This is a genomic window from Dietzia sp. IBK-p2-16D (assembly GCF_057773085.1).
Genome location: NZ_JBYMTL010000005.1, coordinates 1 through 18,009, shown reverse-complemented (window position 1 = coordinate 18,009; position 18,009 = coordinate 1). Strand labels below are relative to the sequence as shown.

At 64.3% G+C, this 18,009-nt stretch carries 15 protein-coding genes; 9 read left to right on the top strand and 6 right to left on the bottom strand.

Annotated features, from left to right (window positions below; genetic code table 11):
• Positions 1–7 precede the first annotated feature (7 nt).
• Complete coding sequence (locus AC3DE3_RS11450; RefSeq protein WP_488370058.1) at positions 8–490, bottom strand: hypothetical protein; 483 nt, start codon at positions 488–490, stop codon at positions 8–10.
• Here AC3DE3_RS11450 and AC3DE3_RS11445 point away from each other — a divergent pair.
• From AC3DE3_RS11445 to AC3DE3_RS11435, 3 genes are all read left to right on the top strand, one after another.
• The gene (locus tag AC3DE3_RS11445) at positions 474–1,886 is read left to right on the top strand and encodes a 3' terminal RNA ribose 2'-O-methyltransferase Hen1 (RefSeq protein ID WP_488370057.1); all 1,413 of its coding nucleotides are present in this window, start codon (positions 474–476) and stop codon (positions 1,884–1,886) included. The genes AC3DE3_RS11450 and AC3DE3_RS11445 overlap by 17 nt on opposite strands.
• Positions 1,883–4,378: a polynucleotide kinase-phosphatase gene (locus AC3DE3_RS11440; protein WP_488370056.1), complete on the top strand. Its 2,496-nt coding sequence runs from the start codon at positions 1,883–1,885 to the stop codon at positions 4,376–4,378. The genes AC3DE3_RS11445 and AC3DE3_RS11440 overlap by 4 nt, the downstream gene beginning before the upstream one ends.
• A 184-nt stretch (positions 4,379–4,562) precedes the next feature.
• Positions 4,563–4,994 (top strand): hypothetical protein, encoded by a 432-nt coding sequence (locus AC3DE3_RS11435; protein ID WP_488370055.1) that lies wholly within the window; start codon positions 4,563–4,565, stop codon positions 4,992–4,994.
• A gap of 100 nt (positions 4,995–5,094) precedes the next feature.
• Here AC3DE3_RS11435 and AC3DE3_RS11430 read toward each other — a convergent pair whose 3' ends face one another.
• Together AC3DE3_RS11430 and AC3DE3_RS11425 are read right to left on the bottom strand one after the other, a co-directional pair.
• The gene (locus tag AC3DE3_RS11430; RefSeq protein ID WP_070720027.1) at positions 5,095–6,192 is read right to left on the bottom strand and encodes a sensor histidine kinase; all 1,098 of its coding nucleotides are present in this window, start codon (positions 6,190–6,192) and stop codon (positions 5,095–5,097) included.
• Positions 6,193–6,242: 50 nt separating this feature from the next.
• On the bottom strand, positions 6,243–6,941 hold the full coding sequence (locus AC3DE3_RS11425) for a response regulator transcription factor (protein ID WP_070720006.1): 699 nt from the start codon (positions 6,939–6,941) through the stop codon (positions 6,243–6,245).
• A 310-nt stretch (positions 6,942–7,251) separates the two neighbouring features.
• Between AC3DE3_RS11425 and AC3DE3_RS11420 the strand changes: the two genes are divergently transcribed.
• Positions 7,252–8,778 (top strand): multicopper oxidase family protein, encoded by a 1,527-nt coding sequence (locus AC3DE3_RS11420; RefSeq protein ID WP_488370054.1) that lies wholly within the window; start codon positions 7,252–7,254, stop codon positions 8,776–8,778.
• A 45-nt stretch (positions 8,779–8,823) separates the two neighbouring features.
• A complete protein-coding gene (locus AC3DE3_RS11415) occupies positions 8,824–9,456 on the top strand; it encodes a DUF305 domain-containing protein (RefSeq protein ID WP_488370053.1) in 633 nt (210 codons plus the stop codon).
• 280 nt (positions 9,457–9,736) lie between these two features.
• Here the strand turns inward: AC3DE3_RS11415 and AC3DE3_RS11410 are convergent, their stop codons facing one another.
• Positions 9,737–10,063, bottom strand: coding sequence for a hypothetical protein (locus AC3DE3_RS11410; RefSeq protein WP_239550487.1), 327 nt, complete (start codon positions 10,061–10,063; stop codon positions 9,737–9,739).
• On the opposite strand from AC3DE3_RS11410, the gene AC3DE3_RS11405 reads away from it, so the two are divergent.
• Positions 10,013–11,950 (top strand): heavy metal translocating P-type ATPase, encoded by a 1,938-nt coding sequence (locus AC3DE3_RS11405; RefSeq protein ID WP_070720014.1) that lies wholly within the window; start codon positions 10,013–10,015, stop codon positions 11,948–11,950. The two genes, AC3DE3_RS11410 and AC3DE3_RS11405, sit on opposite strands and share 51 nt — an antisense overlap.
• 8 nt (positions 11,951–11,958) lie before the next feature.
• Positions 11,959–12,555: a CueP family metal-binding protein gene (locus AC3DE3_RS11400; RefSeq protein ID WP_173674812.1), complete on the top strand. Its 597-nt coding sequence runs from the start codon at positions 11,959–11,961 to the stop codon at positions 12,553–12,555.
• Between the two features lie 94 nt (positions 12,556–12,649).
• On the opposite strand, the gene AC3DE3_RS11395 is transcribed toward AC3DE3_RS11400, so the two are convergent.
• Complete coding sequence (locus AC3DE3_RS11395; RefSeq protein WP_061230215.1) at positions 12,650–13,039, bottom strand: heavy metal-responsive transcriptional regulator; 390 nt, start codon at positions 13,037–13,039, stop codon at positions 12,650–12,652.
• 92 nt (positions 13,040–13,131) lie between these two features.
• Here AC3DE3_RS11395 and merA point away from each other — a divergent pair, with 92 nt between their 5' ends.
• Both merA and AC3DE3_RS11385 read left to right on the top strand, forming a co-directional pair.
• Positions 13,132–14,526, top strand: a complete 1,395-nt coding sequence (merA, locus tag AC3DE3_RS11390; protein ID WP_488370052.1) for a mercury(II) reductase — start codon at positions 13,132–13,134, stop codon at positions 14,524–14,526.
• A 298-nt stretch (positions 14,527–14,824) separates the two neighbouring features.
• Entirely contained in the window at positions 14,825–15,160 is a 336-nt protein-coding gene (locus AC3DE3_RS11385; RefSeq protein WP_488370051.1) for a histone-like nucleoid-structuring protein Lsr2, read from the top strand.
• A gap of 324 nt (positions 15,161–15,484) precedes the next feature.
• On the opposite strand, the gene AC3DE3_RS11380 is transcribed toward AC3DE3_RS11385, so the two are convergent.
• Positions 15,485–17,680: a hypothetical protein gene (locus AC3DE3_RS11380; RefSeq protein WP_488370050.1), complete on the bottom strand. Its 2,196-nt coding sequence runs from the start codon at positions 17,678–17,680 to the stop codon at positions 15,485–15,487.
• Positions 17,681–18,009: the final 329 nt, after the last annotated feature.

Genomic DNA, 18,009 nt, shown 5'->3' with positions numbered 1-18,009 from the left:
GCCGGGCTCAGTATCGACCGCGTCTCCATGACCACACCGACAACCCGGCAGCGATCAGGGCACTTGCGGGCAGTATCCACCGTCCGAGCAGGAAGGCTTGCAGCTGCCAGAACTGCTCATTGCTGAGGAACTGCAGGCCACCGCTTCGATCCGCCAATGGCATGTACATCGTCCACCCCCCGGTCGCGCTGATCCCGGGAACCCACATATTGACCGACGCGGCCACCAGCAGCATCGCTGTCGGGAAGGCCAACCAGAACCACGGAAAGCCCTCGCGACGGATCCCGGAGCGCCGGGGCAACACCGCAGCGCCGACCAACACGACCATCACCACCGCAAACGTCCATACCCACACCATGGCCGTGACGGTAGCCCCCACGAGGCAGCCGGCGGCGCTCCTGCTGAAAATACCGTGAGGCCCTCGATTGCCCGTCGTGCCTGCTCGCGTGAGTTGGTGCGGCAGACTGGCCTGTATGTTGTTGACGATCACTGCCCGCCGTTCGCAGGCGCTGCCGACGCCGAGTGATCTGGGGATCTTGCTGCATAAGCATCCCGAGCGGGTGCAGTCGTTCAAGGTGTACGGGGGCACGGCGCATGTGTTCTACCCCGAGAGCTCAGCCGAGACGTGTACTGCGGCGGTGGTGCTGGAGGTGGATCCGGTGGCCTTGGTGCGGGGGCGCTCGGGCCGCAGCGACGCTTTCGCTCTGGGGCATTACGTCAACGATCGCCCGTACGTGGCGTCGTCCCTGCTGTCGGTGGCGGTGGGCAAAGTGTTCCGCTCCGCCCTGAATGGTCAGTGCACCGGCCATGAGGATCTCGTCGACGCTGCTCTAGACCTGACACTGTTCCTGCCGGCGGTGCCCGGGGAGGCGGATCTGGTCCGCAGACTGTTCACGCCGCTGGGATGGGACGTGCAGGCCACGCCGATCGCGTTCGATGCCACCAGGCCCCAGTGGGGCCAGGCTCCAATGGTGTCGGTGACGCTGACCGGGACGGTGCGCCTGGCCCAGGCGCTCAATCACCTGTACGTGTTGCTGCCGGTGCTCGACGAGTCCAAGCACTACTGGGTCGGTGACGACGAGATCGACAAGTTGATGCGCGCTGGCTCGGGCTGGTTATCGTCGCATCCCGAGCGCGAGGTGATCGCGCATCGATTCCTGGCCGGTCAGCGCGATCTTCGCGACAGTGCCCTGACCCGACTGGCCGAACTGGACGACAGCACTCAACCCACCGTCGACGACAATGACGGTGCCAGTGCCCCGCGGCCGCTGGTACGACTGCGCCACGAGGCGGCGCTGAAGGTGGTCCGCGACCTATCGCCTGCATCGATCGCGGATCTGGGATGCGGGTCCGGCGCTCTGCTGGGCGGTCTGCTCAAGGTGCAGGGCGTGGCGCGGGTGATCGGCACCGAGGTTTCGGATGTCGCACTGTCCAAGGCGGCCACGCGGCTGCACGTGGAGTCGATGACCGAGCGGCAAGCCGAGCGTCTGACGTTGCTGCTGTCCTCGCTGCTGTACGAGGACGAGCGGCTGATCGATCTGGATCTGGCGATCCTGATGGAAGTGATCGAGCACGTCGACCCTGACCGCCTGCCAGCGGTGACCAGAAACGTGTTCGGGGCGATGCGTCCCCGGCACGTGGTGATCACCACGCCCAACAGGGAGTACAACGTGCATTACCCCGCGCTGGCCTCAGGAGGGTTTCGGCATCCGGATCATCGGTTCGAGTGGACCCGCGAGCAGTTCCGACAGTGGGCCACCACGGTGGCCACCATGCACGGCTACCAAGTGGACTTCCGTCCCGTGGGCGACGACGATCCGCAGGTCGGTCCGCCGACGCAGATGGCCGTGTTCAATCTGTCCGCCCCTGTGGAGGTGCCCGCATGAGTGAGCTGCCCATTCCGGAGTTGTCGCTGGTTCTGCTCATCGGGGCCAGCGGATCGGGCAAATCGACCTTCGCCGCGACCCATTTCGCCCCCACCGAGGTGATCTCCAGCGATGACTGTCGGGCGATGGTCTGTGATGACCCCAACGCCCAGGACGCAACAGTGGATGCGTTCGCCGTGCTGGAGTTCATCGCCGGCAAGCGTCTGGCGCGGGGACGGTTGACCGTGATCGATGCGACCAACGTGCAGCCGGCCGCCCGCAAATCCCTCGTGGCCTTGGCGCGTGAGCATGACGTGTTGGCCACGGCGATCGTGCTGGACCTGCCCACCGCGGTCGCGGTGCAGCGCAATGCCGCCCGCGACGACCGCGATTTCGGAGCCGGGGTGATCAAGCGGCAGGCCGAGCAGCTGCGCCGCTCCCTGCGCGGCCTGAAGAAGGAAGGGTTCCGATCCATCCACGTCCTGGACTCGGTCGAGGCAGTGGCCGAGGCGTCGATTGTGCGCACGAGGCTGTTCAACGACCGCCGAGACGAGCATGGCCCGTTCGATGTGATCGGTGACGTCCACGGCTGCCGCCGAGAGCTAGAGGAATTGCTCGACACGCTCGGTTATGTAATCGAGCACGACCATCACGGGCGTGCGGTCGATGCCCGCCACCCCCAGGGGCGGCGCGTGGTGTTTGTGGGCGATCTGGTCGACCGGGGCCCGGACTCTCCAGGCGTGCTGCGGTTGGCGATGGGAATGGTCGACTCCGGCAATGCCCTGTGCGTGTCGGGCAATCACGAGGCCAAACTCGCCAAGGCACTGGGCCGAGGATCGGTCAAAGCCACCCACGGTCTGCAACAGACGCTGGATCAGCTGGCCGACCAGGACGCGGACTTCGTCGCGAGGACGCGGGAGTTCTGCGACTCACTGGTGGCGCATTACGTGCTCGATGACGGTCGCCTCGTCGTGGCCCACGCTGGCCTGAAGGAGAAGTATCACGGCCGGGCATCGGGGCGGGTGCGGGCGTTCGCCCTGTATGGCGACACCAGTGGTGAGACCGACGAGTTCGGGTTGCCCGTGCGCTATCCGTGGGCCGAGGACTACCGCGGCGCGGCCATGGTGCTCTACGGGCACACCCCGGTCACGAAGACCGAGTGGGTCAACAACACCATGTGTCTGGACACGGGGTGCGTGTTCGGCGGAGCTCTGACCGCGCTGCGCTATCCCGAACGCGACGTCGTCTCAGTGCCCGCCCAGGACACCTATTACGAGCCGATCCGTCCCCCTGCCCCGCCCGAGCGGGACCCAGCGACGCTCAAACTGTCCGACGTCCTGGGACCGCGAGTCATCGAGACCCAGCACATGGGACGGGTGTCGCTGCGGGCAGACAATGCGGCCGGGGCGTTGGAGGTGATGAGTCGCTTCGCCGTCGACCCGGCGCAGCTTCTCTACCTGCCGCCGACCATGTCACCGGTCGACAGCTCCGCTCGTCCCGATCTGCTCGAACATCCGGATCAGGCCTTTGACTACTTCGCCAAGCATGGCGTCGACCGGGTCATCTGCCAGGAGAAGCACATGGGTTCGCGCGCTGTTGTGCACCTGACCGACCAGGGCGGCGGGGTGATCCACTCCCGCACCGGCCGCGCCCTGCTGCCCGACGAGCAGCAGACAGTGATCCTTCAACGGATCGCCAGCGCCGCCACCGCCGCCGGGCTGTGGTCAGACCTCGGCGCCACCTGGCTGCTGCTGGACACCGAGATTCTGCCGTGGACTCTCAAAGCCGAGCCGATGATCCGCGACCAGTACGCCGCCGTGGGCGCCGCGGCCACCACCGCACTGCCCGCCACGGTGAGCGTGCTCGAATCAGCTGCTCATCGGGGTCTCGATGTCGGTGACCTGCTCGCTCGCACACGGGGCCGGGCCGCCAACGCCGGGAAGTTCGTTCAGGCCTACCGCCGCTACATCCAGCCGATCGAGAACCAGTTTGGTCTGCAGATCGCTCCGTTCCAGCTCGTGGCCACCGACGCGGGCACCTACGAAACCCGCGACCACCAATGGCACTTGGAGCTGGCCGACCGTCTCATCTCGGCCGACCCGGACCTGTTCCGCACCACACGCCGCCTCGAAGTCAACACCGCCGACGACGCCTCACGTGCCGCGGGCATCCAGTGGTGGGACGAGCTCACCGACGCCGGTGGCGAGGGGATGGTCGTCAAACCCTGGGCCAACCTCACCCGCGGCAAGAAAGGTCTCGTGCAACCCGGACTGAAAGTGCGGGGGCGCGAGTACCTGCGCATCATCTACGGCGCCGACTACACCAACCCCGACATCCTGGCCGGCCTCAAGAACCGAGCCCTGGGCCAGAAACGCTCCATGGCGTTGCGTGAATACGCGCTGGGGCTCGAGGCCGCACGCCGGGCCGCCGTCGGCGAACCACTGTGGAAAATCCATCAATGTGTCTTCGCCGTCCTCGCCATGGAATCCGAACCTATCGACCCACGACTGTGACCCGATAGCCGAGTCAGTGCGCAGTGAACCGGGAGGTATCGCAATGCGGTGGATATTGATCGTCGCAGTACTGGTCGCACCGCTTGCCGTGCCAGTCGCCGCCCCAGGCACCGCGCACGCATGCTCATGCGCCTACGCCCCCGATGGCCCCCGGATCCTCGATCACGTCAGCCACGCGTCAGGGGTGTTCACCGGCACCGCGACCGCGCAGCGCATCGACGGTGACACTGCCTACTACGAGTTCGATGTCCGGGAGGTGTTCGCCGGCGAGATTGGCGCCAGTACCGTCGTGGCCACCAGTACACAAGGCCCCTCCTGCGGAACCGGGTACGCGATCGGCACCGAGTATCTGGTCTTTGCCAGCTCCTCTACCGCCAACAGGGCCCCGTGGTCGGACAATTCTTGTTCAGCCACAGCAGTCTCTACCGACATCCGCACCCGTGAGGCCGCTATCGAGGTCTACGGCCCCCCGCAAACGCCGGACGGCGATCAACGCCCGGTCGACCTCGATGGCACCGGCATCCCATGGGCATGGTGGGCCGCAGGCCTCGCGGGTGCCGCGCTGATAGTGGCGCTCGCGGCCGAAGGGCACCGCCGACACCCACCCCGCCGATAGTGGCGAAGTCCGGTAACCAGACGTTCTGTAAAGCTAACGATGCCGAGTAGTAGATTGCGCGCCGCTCGAGCTTCCTACAGGCCCCTACACCGGGGTCGCCTTAGCCAGGCTTCGGAATTGTGACGGTGAAGCTTGCCCCTTGGCCGGGCCCGTCGCTGTGTGCTCGAATGTGCCCGCCGTGGGCTTCGACGAGTGCGCGAGTGATGGTCAGGCCGATACCGCTGCCGCCGCTGTGGCGGCCGCGTGAGGTGTCGGCTCGGTAGAAGCGGTCGAAGAGGTGGTCGAGGTGGTGTGGGGCGATTCCTTCGCCGGAGTCCGACACAGTGATCTCGACGTGGCGGTGTCCTACCTCCGTGCTGGTGACGGTGACGGTGCCGCCGGCGGGGGTGTGGCGGAGCGCGTTGTCCAGGAGATTGCCCAGTACTTGTCCGATGCGGTCGGTGTCCACCGCCACCGGCGCGTCGTCGACATGGGTGTGTAGCTGGACTCCCTTGTTCTCGTATCGTTCTCGGACGGCGTCGACCGCACTGGTCACCAGGGCCCGAGTAGTGGTCAGACTGGGGCGAAGGCGGGTGAGGTGTTCTTCCGCGCGGGAGACGTCGACGATGTCCGCGGCGAGTCTCTCCAGCCGCCGAGTAGCCGACCACAGAATGGTTCGGACGTCGTCGTCGAAGGTGTGGATGCCGTCGTCGATGGCTTCGAGGTAGGAGTCGAGTGTGGCAAGGGGTGTGCGCATTTCGTGTCCGAGGTCGGCCAACATCCTGCGTCTGGTGGTCTCGGTGGCGTCGAGCCGTCGGGCGAGTTCGTTGACACTGTCGGCGAGATCGTCGAACTCGCGGCCCAGGCCTGGGCTAACGACCCGCGTGTCGTAGCGTCCACTGGCGATCTCGGCGGTCGAGGAGGTCACGGCGGTGACGGAGTGTTGGACTCTCCGGGTGAGATACCAACTCACCAGCAGCGCCAGTAACACTGCGATGGTCACCGCCAACCCCCAGGCCACGATGATGGACGCCGTGAATGCTTCCTCGACGTGGGCTGCCTCCGCCGAATTATGATCGATGCCGGCCTGGCCCAGGTGATCGTGGAAGATTCCCGGGGCTAGAGCTGAGGCGACAAACCACGCGCTGACCGCGCAACCGACAACAACCACGCTCAGCGCGGTGAGCAGCCTGCTGCCAAAGCTCGACCGGGCGAATATTCGGCGCGGCCATAGCCTCGGCACGAAGGTGCGGCTGGCGGCGCGAGAGTTCACTGTCCGATGCCCATCCGGTAGCCGACACCTCGGACGGTACGAACGTAGCGGCCTCGAGTGGCCTCATCACCGAGCTTTCGGCGCAGATGCCCGATGTGCACATCGACAAGGTGATCATCGCCGACCCAGTTCGGTCCCCAGACCGCGGAGATAAGTTGGGGCCGGCCGAGAACGACGCCGGGGTCTCTCGATAGGGCCGCCAGGATGTCGAATTCGGTGCGAGTGAGTGCAATTGCGTTCCCGGCGACGGTGACCTCCCGGCCCTGGACATCGATCGTCAGGTCGCCGAACTTGCGAAGCGACTCCCCCGCGCCCATCACGGCGGGAGCACCGGCCGCCGGGCCCGTACGCGGGCGACGCATCATTGCCTGAATTCGGGCCATCAACTCGCGGGGGCTAAACGGTTTGGTCATGTAGTCGTCTGAACCGACGGACAGACCGATCAGCGTATCGACCTCCTCGGTGCGCGCCGTGAGCATGACGATGTAGGCGTCGGAATGCGTGCGAACCTGCCGGCAGACCTCCACCCCGTCCAGCCCGGGCAGGCCAAGATCGAGGACGATGACGTCCGGGTCGACCTGCCGGGCCAGTGTCACCGCCTGAAGACCATCGCCGCAGATCGTCACCTCGAAGCCGTCCCGTTCGAGATAGGTGGCCACGACATCGGCCAAAGACCGCTCGTCCTCGACAACCATCGCCCGCACACCCGTGGCCGGACGCGGCGTCGGCGCGGCGACTTCTGTCGTTCCGAGCGCACGAGGAGAAGAGGCCATGGCCTCCATCATGGTCAGCTCCAGCGCGAACCCCCTCGGCCAGGGGAAATTCTTGAGCGAACCTTCATGCGATCTCCACCGAAACGCGCAGGTTCGCCCGCAATCCTGGTTGTCGACCGGATGAGGGAGGCGCGGGTGACAGCGTGGACGAGCATGACTGTGGGGGCCATGGGCCTGATCGTCTTCTGGGTGTCCGCGCTTTTTCTGGTGACCGTTCTGTTCGGCTCCAGGCATGGGGAGGCACTCGGTGGGTGAGTTGTCCCGTCGTGGCTTCCTGCTCGGCACGGTGGTCGCCGGTGCCGGCGCCGGCGCCCTGGCGGCCTGCACTGGACCGGCCGCCCCTTCCGGCACACCGGTGACTGCCTCATCCCCTGTGGTTCGCCAGCTCGAACTCCAGCGGCGACGACCGAATCAGCCGGTGACCTCGGCGCAGTTGGTCGCCCGCCCGGTCGAGGTCGACCTGGGCGGACGCGTGGTTCCCACGTGGGCCTACGGCCAGGCAATACCCGGGCCGGTGGTGCGGGCTCGGGCTGGTGACCTGCTGCAGATCTCGGTGGACAATCAGCTACCAGCGCCGACGAGTGTGCACTGTCACGGGATCGCGATGAGCAACGACATGGATGGCGCCCCCGGTCTCACGCAGGAACCCATCGCGGCCGGTGCCCGTTTCGACTACGAGTTCACCGCCTCGCATCCGGGCACGTACTTCTACCATTCCCACTCGGGGTTGCAGCTCGATCGCGGGTTGTACGGCGTACTGATCATCGATGACCCAGCCGAGCCCGGTGACTACGACCACGAGTGGCTTGTGGTGCTCGATGACTGGCTCGATGGTATCGACGGCACCCCAGACGATGCCGCATCCCAGCTCGGCATTCCCAGCGGCTCTGAACGCGCCAGCGCGACCGCAGGCATGGATCACGGCGCTATGGGGGGCATGCACTCCGGCGACGGCGCGATGCTGTCGCCGTTGATCGGTGCCGCCGGGGACGTGGCCTACCCGCTCTATCTGATCAACGGGCGCGTCCCTGCCGATCCGACCGTGTGGACCGCCACGCCGGGACAGCGGGCACGGATTCGTTTCGTCAACGCCGGTGCCGACACCGTCTTCCGCGTCGCACTCGGCGGACACCAGATGACGGTCACCCACACCGATGGTTTCCCCGTCGAGCCCGACGACGCAGATGCCCTGTTGATCGGGATGGGTGAACGGGTGGACGTAGTCGTCACGCTGGCCGACGGTGCATTCCCGCTATTTGCCCAGGCGGAGGGCAAAACCGGGTACGGGTACGGCATCGTGCGCACCGGCTCCGGCCAACTACCGGCCCAGGATCGCCCAGACGAACTCGACAGGCGGATTCTCTTCGGCACGGACCTGACACCAACGCCAGCAGCCCGCGTGGCAGATCGAGCTCACGACCGTTATTTGAGCGTCGACATGGGCGGCACCATGGCGCCTTACCGCTGGACACTCAATGGCCGCGCCCACCCCGACTCGACGCCACTGGACGTCGCCCAGGGCGAGCGGATCAGAATGCGGCTTCGCAACATGTCCGACATGGTCCACCCGATGCACCTGCACGGGCACACCTTCGCCCTCGCCGACACCGGGCTGCGCAAGGACACCGTCACGATCCGGCCGATGCGCACGGTCGAGATCGAATTCGATGCCGATAACCCCGGTCAATGGGCCTTCCACTGCCACAACGCCTACCACCAGGAGGCCGGGATGATGACCACCCTGTCCTACCTCGCCTGACCACTCCCGGCCCGACCTATACCCATCGAGAAAGGCACTCCCACGATGATCCGCAAGCCCAAGCTAGTCACCGCAGTTGCGGCAGCCGCGCTGCTCGCCCTCTCCGCGTGCACCAACGACAGCGACGACACCACCGCCGAAGCCACGACCTCTGTCATCTCGTCGGCCGTCGAATCGACGACGACCGCCACATCCAGTGCGGCCGCGGAACACTCTGAGGCGGACGTGATGTTCGCGCAGATGATGATGCCGCACCATCAACAGGCGATCGAGATGAGCGACATCATTCTGGCCAAGGACGGCATCCCCGAGGACGTCACCACGCTGGCCGAGGACATCAAGAACGCTCAAGGCCCAGAGATCCAGCAGCTGACCGAGTGGCTCGACCAGTGGGGTGAACCCACCGAACCGCAGGGCGGTCACGGCGGCCACAACATGGCTGAGATGGACGGCATGCTCAGCGCCGACGAACTGCAGCAACTGTCCGACGCCGAAGGCACCGACGCCGCACGACTGTTCCTGGAGCAGATGATCGCCCACCACGAAGGCGCGATCACCATGGCCGAAGACGAGGTCGAAAACGGCAGTTTCCAGCCTGCCGTCGACCTGGCCCAGACCATCATCGACATCCAGCAACAGGAAATCGACACCATGCGCGACCTGCTCAACTCGCTCTAACCACCCGATCGTTGCGGGCCGCGGCAGCGGCCCACAACCCCGGTTTCGCATCCGTGAACTTTGTGCGGCCGACACAGACGACGAACATGGATCGATACCCTATGGGGGTATCGCCTCTTGGCCGAGAGCATTCGCAACTGGGCCTGCGGGAAGGAATGTCCATGACCTCTAGAACGCACCATGCGCTACCGCTAACGGCTGTCAGGGAGTCGTGTTCGTGCTGCTCCACTCCCTCGAAACTTCTGGATATCGAAGCTGCCGGACGGCTGCTGCCCGAAGATCACGCCAACCGCGCGGCACTGGACAAGACGGAAGTGAACGAATGAGTCAGCCACACGATCATCATGACCACGCCCACCGGCACGGATCCGGTGGCGACTCGGCCGGGCGCCTCGACGATAGGGGCGCGGCGGTAGCCGAGCATCATCACCCGGACGCGCCCCATGACACCACCGGCCACGACCAGGCGGGGCAGCATCACGCCGGACATGAAGACCACGGCGGTCATGCCGGGCACGCAGACCACGTCGGACAATTCCGACGTCTTTTCTGGATCATGCTCGTCCTGGCGGTACCGGTGGTCGGCTTCAACGACATGTTCGCCCACCTCCTTGGCTACCACCTCATCGACGCCGGATGGGTGTGGTGGGTCTCCCCCATCCTGGGCACAGTGATCTACCTCTGGGGCGGCCGGCCGTTCCTGACCGGCGCTCTCTCCGAGGTCCGCGCTCGTCAACCCGGCATGATGCTGCTCATCGGCTTGGCGATCACGGTGGCGTTCATCGCCTCCTGGGGCGCTACCTTGCGCATCCTGGATCCTGAGCTGAACTTCTGGTGGGAACTGGCCCTGCTGGTAGTCATCATGCTGCTGGGCCACTGGATCGAGATGCGCTCCCTGGCGCAAACCACCTCTGCACTCGACTCCCTGGCGGCACTGCTACCCGATGAGGCCGAGAAGCTCGACGGCGACGACGTGGTCACAGTCGCACCAGCCGACCTGGCGGTCGGTGACGTCGTGATCGTCCGCCCCGGCGCTTCTGTGCCCGCCGACGGCAAGATTATCGACGGCTCGGCCAGCATGGACGAATCCATGGTCACCGGCGAGTCCAAGGCGGTCCGCCGTGAGATCGGCGAGCAAGTGGTCGCCGGCACGGTGGCCACCGACTCCGGCTTGCGCGTCGAAGTCTCCGCAATCGGTGACGACACAGCCCTGGCCGGAATTCAGAAGCTGGTGGCCGACGCGCAGGCATCCTCCTCGCGTGCCCAGCGCATCGCCGACACCGCGGCCGGGTGGTTGTTCTGGTTCGCCCTCGGTTCGGCGGCGATCACCGCGGTCATTTGGAGTGTCCTGGGGTTGCCGGATGCGGCGGTGGTTCGCACGATCACCGTGCTGGTGATCGCCTGCCCGCACGCCCTGGGATTGGCGATCCCGCTGGTGGTCTCGATCGCCACCGAACGCGCCGCCCGCGGCGGCGTGCTGATCAAGGACCGCCTCGCGCTGGAATCGATGCGAACGGTGAACTCCGTGCTGTTCGACAAGACCGGCACCCTGACCAAGGGCGAACCCACCGTCACCGGGATCGAACCGATCGAGGGACACACCCAAGACGAGGTGCTCGCCCTCGCTGCGGCGGCCGAGAGCGACAGTGAGCACCCGCTCGCCAGAGCTGTGATCGGGGCCGCGCGAGCCCGCGAACTGGCCGTGTCGAAGGCGACCGACTTCTCCTCCTCGCCAGCTGTGGGCGTGAAGGCCACGGTGGACGGCACCGTGGTCGAGGTCGGTGGCCCCTATCTCCTCGACCAGCATGGCCGCGACGAACTCCCTGTCGCCGATCACTGGCGCACCGAGGGCGCGATCATCCTGCACATCCTCGCCAATGGTCGGGTGATCGGTGCGCTGCGGTTGGCCGATGAGATCCGGCCCGAGTCCCGTGACGCCGTCGACGCGCTCCATGCTGCCGGTGCGCAGGTCGTCATGATCACCGGCGATGCTCAGGCCGTCGCCGACACCGTCGCCGCCGAACTGGGCATCGACCGGGTCTTCGCCGGGGTCCGGCCCGAAGACAAGGCCGCCAAGGTCGCCCAGCTCCAGCACGAGGGCCGCAAGGTCGCCATGGTCGGCGATGGGGTCAATGACGCCCCGGCGCTGGCCCAAGCCGACGTCGGCATCGCCATCGGCGCCGGGACCGACGTGGCGATTGGCTCCGCCGGGGTGATCCTGGCCAGCTCGGATCCGCGCTCGGTGCTCTCGGTCATCGAACTCTCCCGCGCGAGCTACCGCAAAATGAAACAGAACCTGTGGTGGGCCGCCGGCTACAACCTCGCCGCCGTGCCTCTCGCCGCTGGCGTATTGGCCCCGGTCGGATTCGTGCTGCCCATGAGCGTCGGCGCCATCCTCATGTCGCTATCGACAGTCGTTGTCGCTCTCAACGCCCAGCTGCTACGCCGCCTCGACCTGAGTCCAGAATCCGTCACAAGAGCGATGGAGCGATGATAAACACGATGACCATCAGACACCACTCGCGGCGACGAGTCGCGTCCGCGTTCCTTGCTGCCGCCGCGTTAACTTTCGCCGGCTGCTCGACCGGGCCGTCCGAGAACGCTTCGACAGAACCACCCAACCCGTCGTTGGAGTCCTACGGCCTCGCCGGTCTCGACGCGCCCCAGATCATCAACAAACTCGACACCATGCCGGTGGCCGATAGGCCGGATGACCTGATCGCCTCGGTGCAGCCGACCGAACTGGTCTTGACCAGTAGCGATGAGGGCCTGGCAACGATGCCTATGCCAGATGACCAGTTCTATCTGTCAGTGGCGCCCTACAACACCAGCACCCACCCCTGCCAGTTCCACAGCCTGACCACCTGCCGCGGCGAGATGGCCACCGAAGAGGTGCACGTCACCGTCACCGATACCGCCACCGGAGACATCCTCATCGACGAACCACGCACCACCTACGACAACGGCTTCCTCGGATTCTGGCTACCGCGAGACATCACTGCCACGCTCACCATCGACTACGACGACAAGTCGGCCACTGTTCCGATCGCCACCGGAGACCAGGACCTCACCTGCCTGACCACCATGAGACTCACCTGACAACCCCCTCCCCGCATCAACAACCCCCCGCCGGGTCGCGGCCCCCGGCCGGCAGGGAAGGCGGTGCGTCCCGCATGGACCACAGCACCGCCAGTCAGAGGTAGCGGCAGATCGTCTCGGCTTGGCAGGTCGCAGGGTCCACTGTGCGGCTGGCGGACTGGAGCTGGGCGACTGCCTGACGCAGCTGCAAGAGATCGGCTATCTGCTGGTCGATCTCGTCCAGTCGAGTCACCAGGAGCGTGTCGACGTGAGCGCAAGGTGCCTGTCCGTCATCGCGAATCCGGAGGATCTCACCGATGCGGGCAAGCGATAGTCCCGCGCTCTGGCCCCGCCGGATGAAATCGAGCCGGGAGATCACGTGCTCGGGGTAGTCACGGTAGCCGTTGAGGGTTCGTTGTGGGGGCGGGAGCAGGCCCACGGATTCGTAGTACCGAAGGGTTTTCGGAGTGGTGCCCGCCGTGGCAGCCAGTTCGCCGATCCTCATTGGAATTACCGCTCCTTCGAGACCGCCTGGGTTGACCTTCCAGTGCGCTGGAAGGTCCATCCTAATGAGCGAAGAAAGAGAGGGGCCATCTGATGGAACCGGGTTTCGAATTCGATTTGGCGGTGGTGGGCTCCGGCGGGGCAGCCATGGCGGCCGCTATCACCGCTCGCCAGGCCGGCAGGACGGTGCTGGTGATCGAGCACGGCACCATCGGCGGCACCTGCGTGAACATCGGGTGCGTCCCGTCCAAGGCGCTGCTGGCCGCTGCCGGCACCCGCCAGGTCGCACTGACCAATCCCTTCCCCGGGGTCCCCACCCTCGCCCGGGGCGTTGATCTCGGAGCGCTGGTCAAGCAGAAGGACCAGCTGGTCACTCGACTGCGAGAGACCAAGTACGCCGACGTCGCGAACGCCCATGGCTTCGAGATCCGCCGTGGGGAGGCTTCCTTCCTCGATCCCGGCACTCTGGTGATGGATGGGGATCCGGTGGCGGCCGGTTCGGTGGTACTGGCCACCGGAGCAGAACCGGCACTACCGAAGGAGGTGACCGGGCTGGACGAGGTGGAGCATCTGACCTCGACCACCGCCATGGAATTAACTGAACTGCCCGACTCCATGATCGTCATTGGCGGTGGCTACGTCGGTATCGAACAGGCCCAACTCTTCGCCCATCTGGGCACCCGGGTGACCATCATCGGCAGGATCACCCCTGCTGCCGAGCCGGAGATGGTCGCCATCCTTCGCCAGGCCCTGGCTCAGGACGGGATCACGGTGATCGAGCAGCACGCCACCTCTGTCGACCGGCAGAACGCACAGGTCACAGTCCGTACCGCTTCGGGCCGCAGCCACTGCGCAGAACGGCTACTAGTGGCCACCGGGCGTCGCCCGTCCACAGACCGCCTCAACCTGCCAGCCGCAGGAATCGCCACCGACCCGGACGGATTCATCCTCGTCGACGAGCATCAGCGCACCACCAACCGGCGCGTCTTCGCCGCCGGTGACGCCACCTCGGCACCCCAGTTTGTCTACGTCGCTGCTGCCACCGGGAAAGCCGCCGCGGCCAACGCCCTTCGCACCGATCCGCAGGGCCCAGGCGAGGTCGTCGACTACACCGGACTGCCAGCGGTGATCTTCTCCCGCCCCCACCTGGCCACCGCCGGGCTCACCGAGGCCGCAGCCCGGGCCGCCGGGCACCGCTGCCAATCCCGGGTGATGAGCTTCGAGGACCTGCCGCGCGCCTTAGTCGACCAGGACACCCGCGGGGCGATCAAGATGGTCGCCGAAACAGAAACCGGAAGAATCCTCGGACTCAGCGCAATCGGAGACCACGCCGGAGAAGTCATGCTCGCGGCGACTTACGCCATCACAGCCGGGATGACCACCCGCCAGATTGCCGACACCTGGGCCCCCTATTTGACCGTCTCCGAAGCTCTGCGCCTGGTCGCAGGCACCTTCCACACCGAACTGCCCACCTCCTGCTGCGTCTGACCACCGCCTCGCGTGGCGGGATTAATCGCTCAGTCGCGGCATTTTGTGATCGCCTCAGAAAGCTACATCACTCCCACATCCGTAAAACGATCGAGTTTGCGACGCTTCCGAAGCCAACTTGTTTCGCCAGGCCACCAGTGTCCGAAAACCCGTGTCGGCTTCTATCGGCACCTCGACGCCGGGTCGGCCACTGGCGGAATCGGCGCCTGAGGCTTGCCCGGGAATGTGATTGGACCTGATTTCTCCATTTGGTGCATACTGTCACTCAGTTTTGACGGCATCACTATAGGGGGACGCAATGGCACAGCATTTTCAGATGCGGTACATCGACGATATCGACGGCTCTGACCTGGGCAACGAGGCGAACACTCTCTTCTTCGCCTTCGATGGAAAAGAATATTCGATCGACCTCAGCGACGAGAACGCTGACACATTCCACCAGATCATGGCGCCGTACATCGAGGCCGGCCAGCGGGTGACCGGAAAGTCCAAGACTCCGCGCAAGGCCACGACCAAGACCGCATCCGAGGACACCAAGGCGATTCGCGAATGGGCTCGCGACAATGGCCATGATGTCTCTGACCGCGGCCGCATTCCCGCCACGGTGATGGAAGCGTACGCAGCCGCCAAGTAGGAAAGCAGCCCGGCGCCGGCCAAGGTAATCGCTGGTCGGATTGCCGTGCTCGCAAGATGGCCGGGTTCGCTCAGCATCTTTCCCGCCGTCAGCGCGGTCGTGCGCAAGCTCACTCACGCCGAGACTTCGCTATTGGTCCCCTTCACGCTTGATTCCCGGTGGCGTCACTGGATGTCAGTGTCGTCCGCGCCGAGCGAGGCTGTGCACATTCCAGAGGCTGTGGGTCCACGCCGACATCCAGACGTTATGTAACACCGGCACATGCCTGCGACGGGATCTACCGGCATCAAAGCGTCCGAATAGTCACCGCATCCACCTTCCGACTTAGTCCTGGTCGGTCTTCATCCAGGGCGCCCTGCGATGCAGCTCGTGGTCATCGCCAGAAACAATCAAATAATTCGACAATTCGTCGGAGAGAGCGCTTTCATCAATCTCCGAGGTGCCAAGATGGTAAGAAGAGCGCCAATCGAGCGGATCCTGATCTACCAAAGAAATTGGCATAAAGTCGAAAAGGTGTTCCGCCGTGAGCGCGAAGTGCGGCCTATCGGAACCGATTGTGGTACGTTTCCATATTTCTCCGCATTTTTCCGAGGAATCTATAGTGGCCACGAATGTGGCTGCCGCGTCAACGCGACTAGCGAACTCGTTTAGTTTATCCAGATCTTCTTCACGAAGCCCAAGTGCCGTAGTCTTGCATTCACCAACTACCCATCGGCCATCTGCAAGGATAAGAACGACGTCGGCCTCAGCAGCAATCCTCTTGCTTGCTGGGTCAACGATCTCTACACCTGGATACGCGCCAAATACACTGTGAGAACCTCGGCCTCCATCCCAGATGTCGACTAGGTAGCGGAGTGCGAGGACGTGGGGCAGCACGTCGGCATTCATAGCTCGAAGCACTGTCTCACTTGCTCGATAGCGAAGGTTCGCCTGGTCGGTGCCAAGGGGCTCGGGAATTGTCTGGCCGCATCCGTGACAAGTCAGCTCAGGAGCGACATCGTTCAGGGGGCGCCACTGCCTGTGTTCGCAGTGCGGACAGTAAGCCTCGAAGCCGCGCAGTAAGAGCCGCCGCTGACATGCCCAGCGCACCCACTCCGTGTTAGCTGCCGGGGTGAGCTTTGAGATTCGAGCGATCGCCTTCAGAGCTTTATAAGAAATATCCTCAACGTCTGGTCGCGGAAACGCGGAGTCAAGTCTCTGCTCAATTAGTTGATAACGTTCTTCACTTGTATCGCCGGGATCGTCAATCTTTAGAAAATTGCGTAGTTGCCTTGAAATCACTGTCTTATTTCGACCACGAGTGAGCTCATAGAGAAGATTTGCAATCGTCGGACATGTCAAACGAGTAATGCCCGACATACCCCCGACCATTGTAATGAGCTGCGCGGCCGCCCGCCCGGGCACGCTGAGCTTGATTGTTTGCTCGTGGTCCTTTGCAAGCGCGTTGAGTACTTCAATACCAGTGGGATGGAAGAGTGTAAGTACGCTATCGCTAGTTGACGTCTGAGCACGGTACCCTTCGAGATAGCCTTGGCCATAGTGGGAAGTGCGGCGTAATGCCCGACTGGGCGGCAATCTGTCGTCTTTGACAGTGACGGTCACGGTAGACCATCCACCAGCGTACTCAAGAGCGCGCATACCAATCGCTTGTCGTTCAGTAGGCACGAATCGTGGGACTTCAGCACGGCCATTTATATAGTGGGCTGTATCTGTCGAGAACAATCCACAGCCGTGCAACGGCATAAGTACGTCCTCGGGCACCGAGATTTGGAAGCGGGAACCAGCGGCGTACTCGCTAAGACGATCCTGCGACACACTTGCTGAGATTATCGTCATGTCACCTCCCGCCCAACCCCAGAGCCGGTAGGCCCGTTGGTCCCGCCAAATGGAAAGGGCAGCTGCAACGTCGGCCGTCGCAGGGATAGCAAGCGGAAAGCCGTCGGGGAGGCCATGGAGAGAACGCAGATACCACAGGAGCGCTAGATCGTCGACTGAACCTGGCTCATAGACGATAACCACGTTGGGGCCGAACCTTCGAGCATCCGCACGGCCATCGAGTTGCACTCGGGGTGGAGCGCTTGGGAAGCTGCTATCGACGGGCTCAGCGGTGCTCGAAAGACCGTTCAGAGTTAGTTGTGCCGCGGTCATCTTGTTGGGGTCGCGTAGGCGGGCTAACAGGTCTCCGGCACCCGGCTCCCCCCTAAACTCCTCAATTGGGAAAAGGTCACCGTAATCGTAGTCTTCCCGGATTCCCTCCATTCGCTTGATATCGGGCGCGCGGTTAAGGGGGTGCCCACCAAGCGTTCCGAGATACGACAGAAACCACGGATTGTCTACATCGAGGCCGTCTACAGTCTGTATCGTCAGACGGTTTTCCGGCAGCTCTAAATTCATCAACTGACGTAGCAGGAAAAGTCCTGAGCTGATTTGGGTGGTGAACCCGTAACCGAATTGAGGTTGACTATCGACGAGGCCGTTTTCGGCTAGGCCATCGATGTGGCCGCCGTCGAGAAGATCCACCCACAACTTCTCTATGGGCTGGCCGACACTTATAGGCACGAGGGGCATGTAGGCACCGCCCCAGGCATCACAGGCGCGCCGAATAACGTCGGTGGCGGCTTCAAAATCGTTGCGCGCGACCGCTTGTGCTGGATTCGGCGGGCGGAACGCACGGTCGATGGAATGCGCCCCTTCAAGCCTTACGTTAGACAAAAGCGGCCATGTCATTCGCACTCACTCCCTTCGGCCCAAATCGTAAACGGCCGCAACAAGTTGCGGGCTGTTCTAGTGTCGCGCGTGTGAAGTAGTTTTACGGTTGGGTATGTGAAATCATGGGGCATGGCGAATCG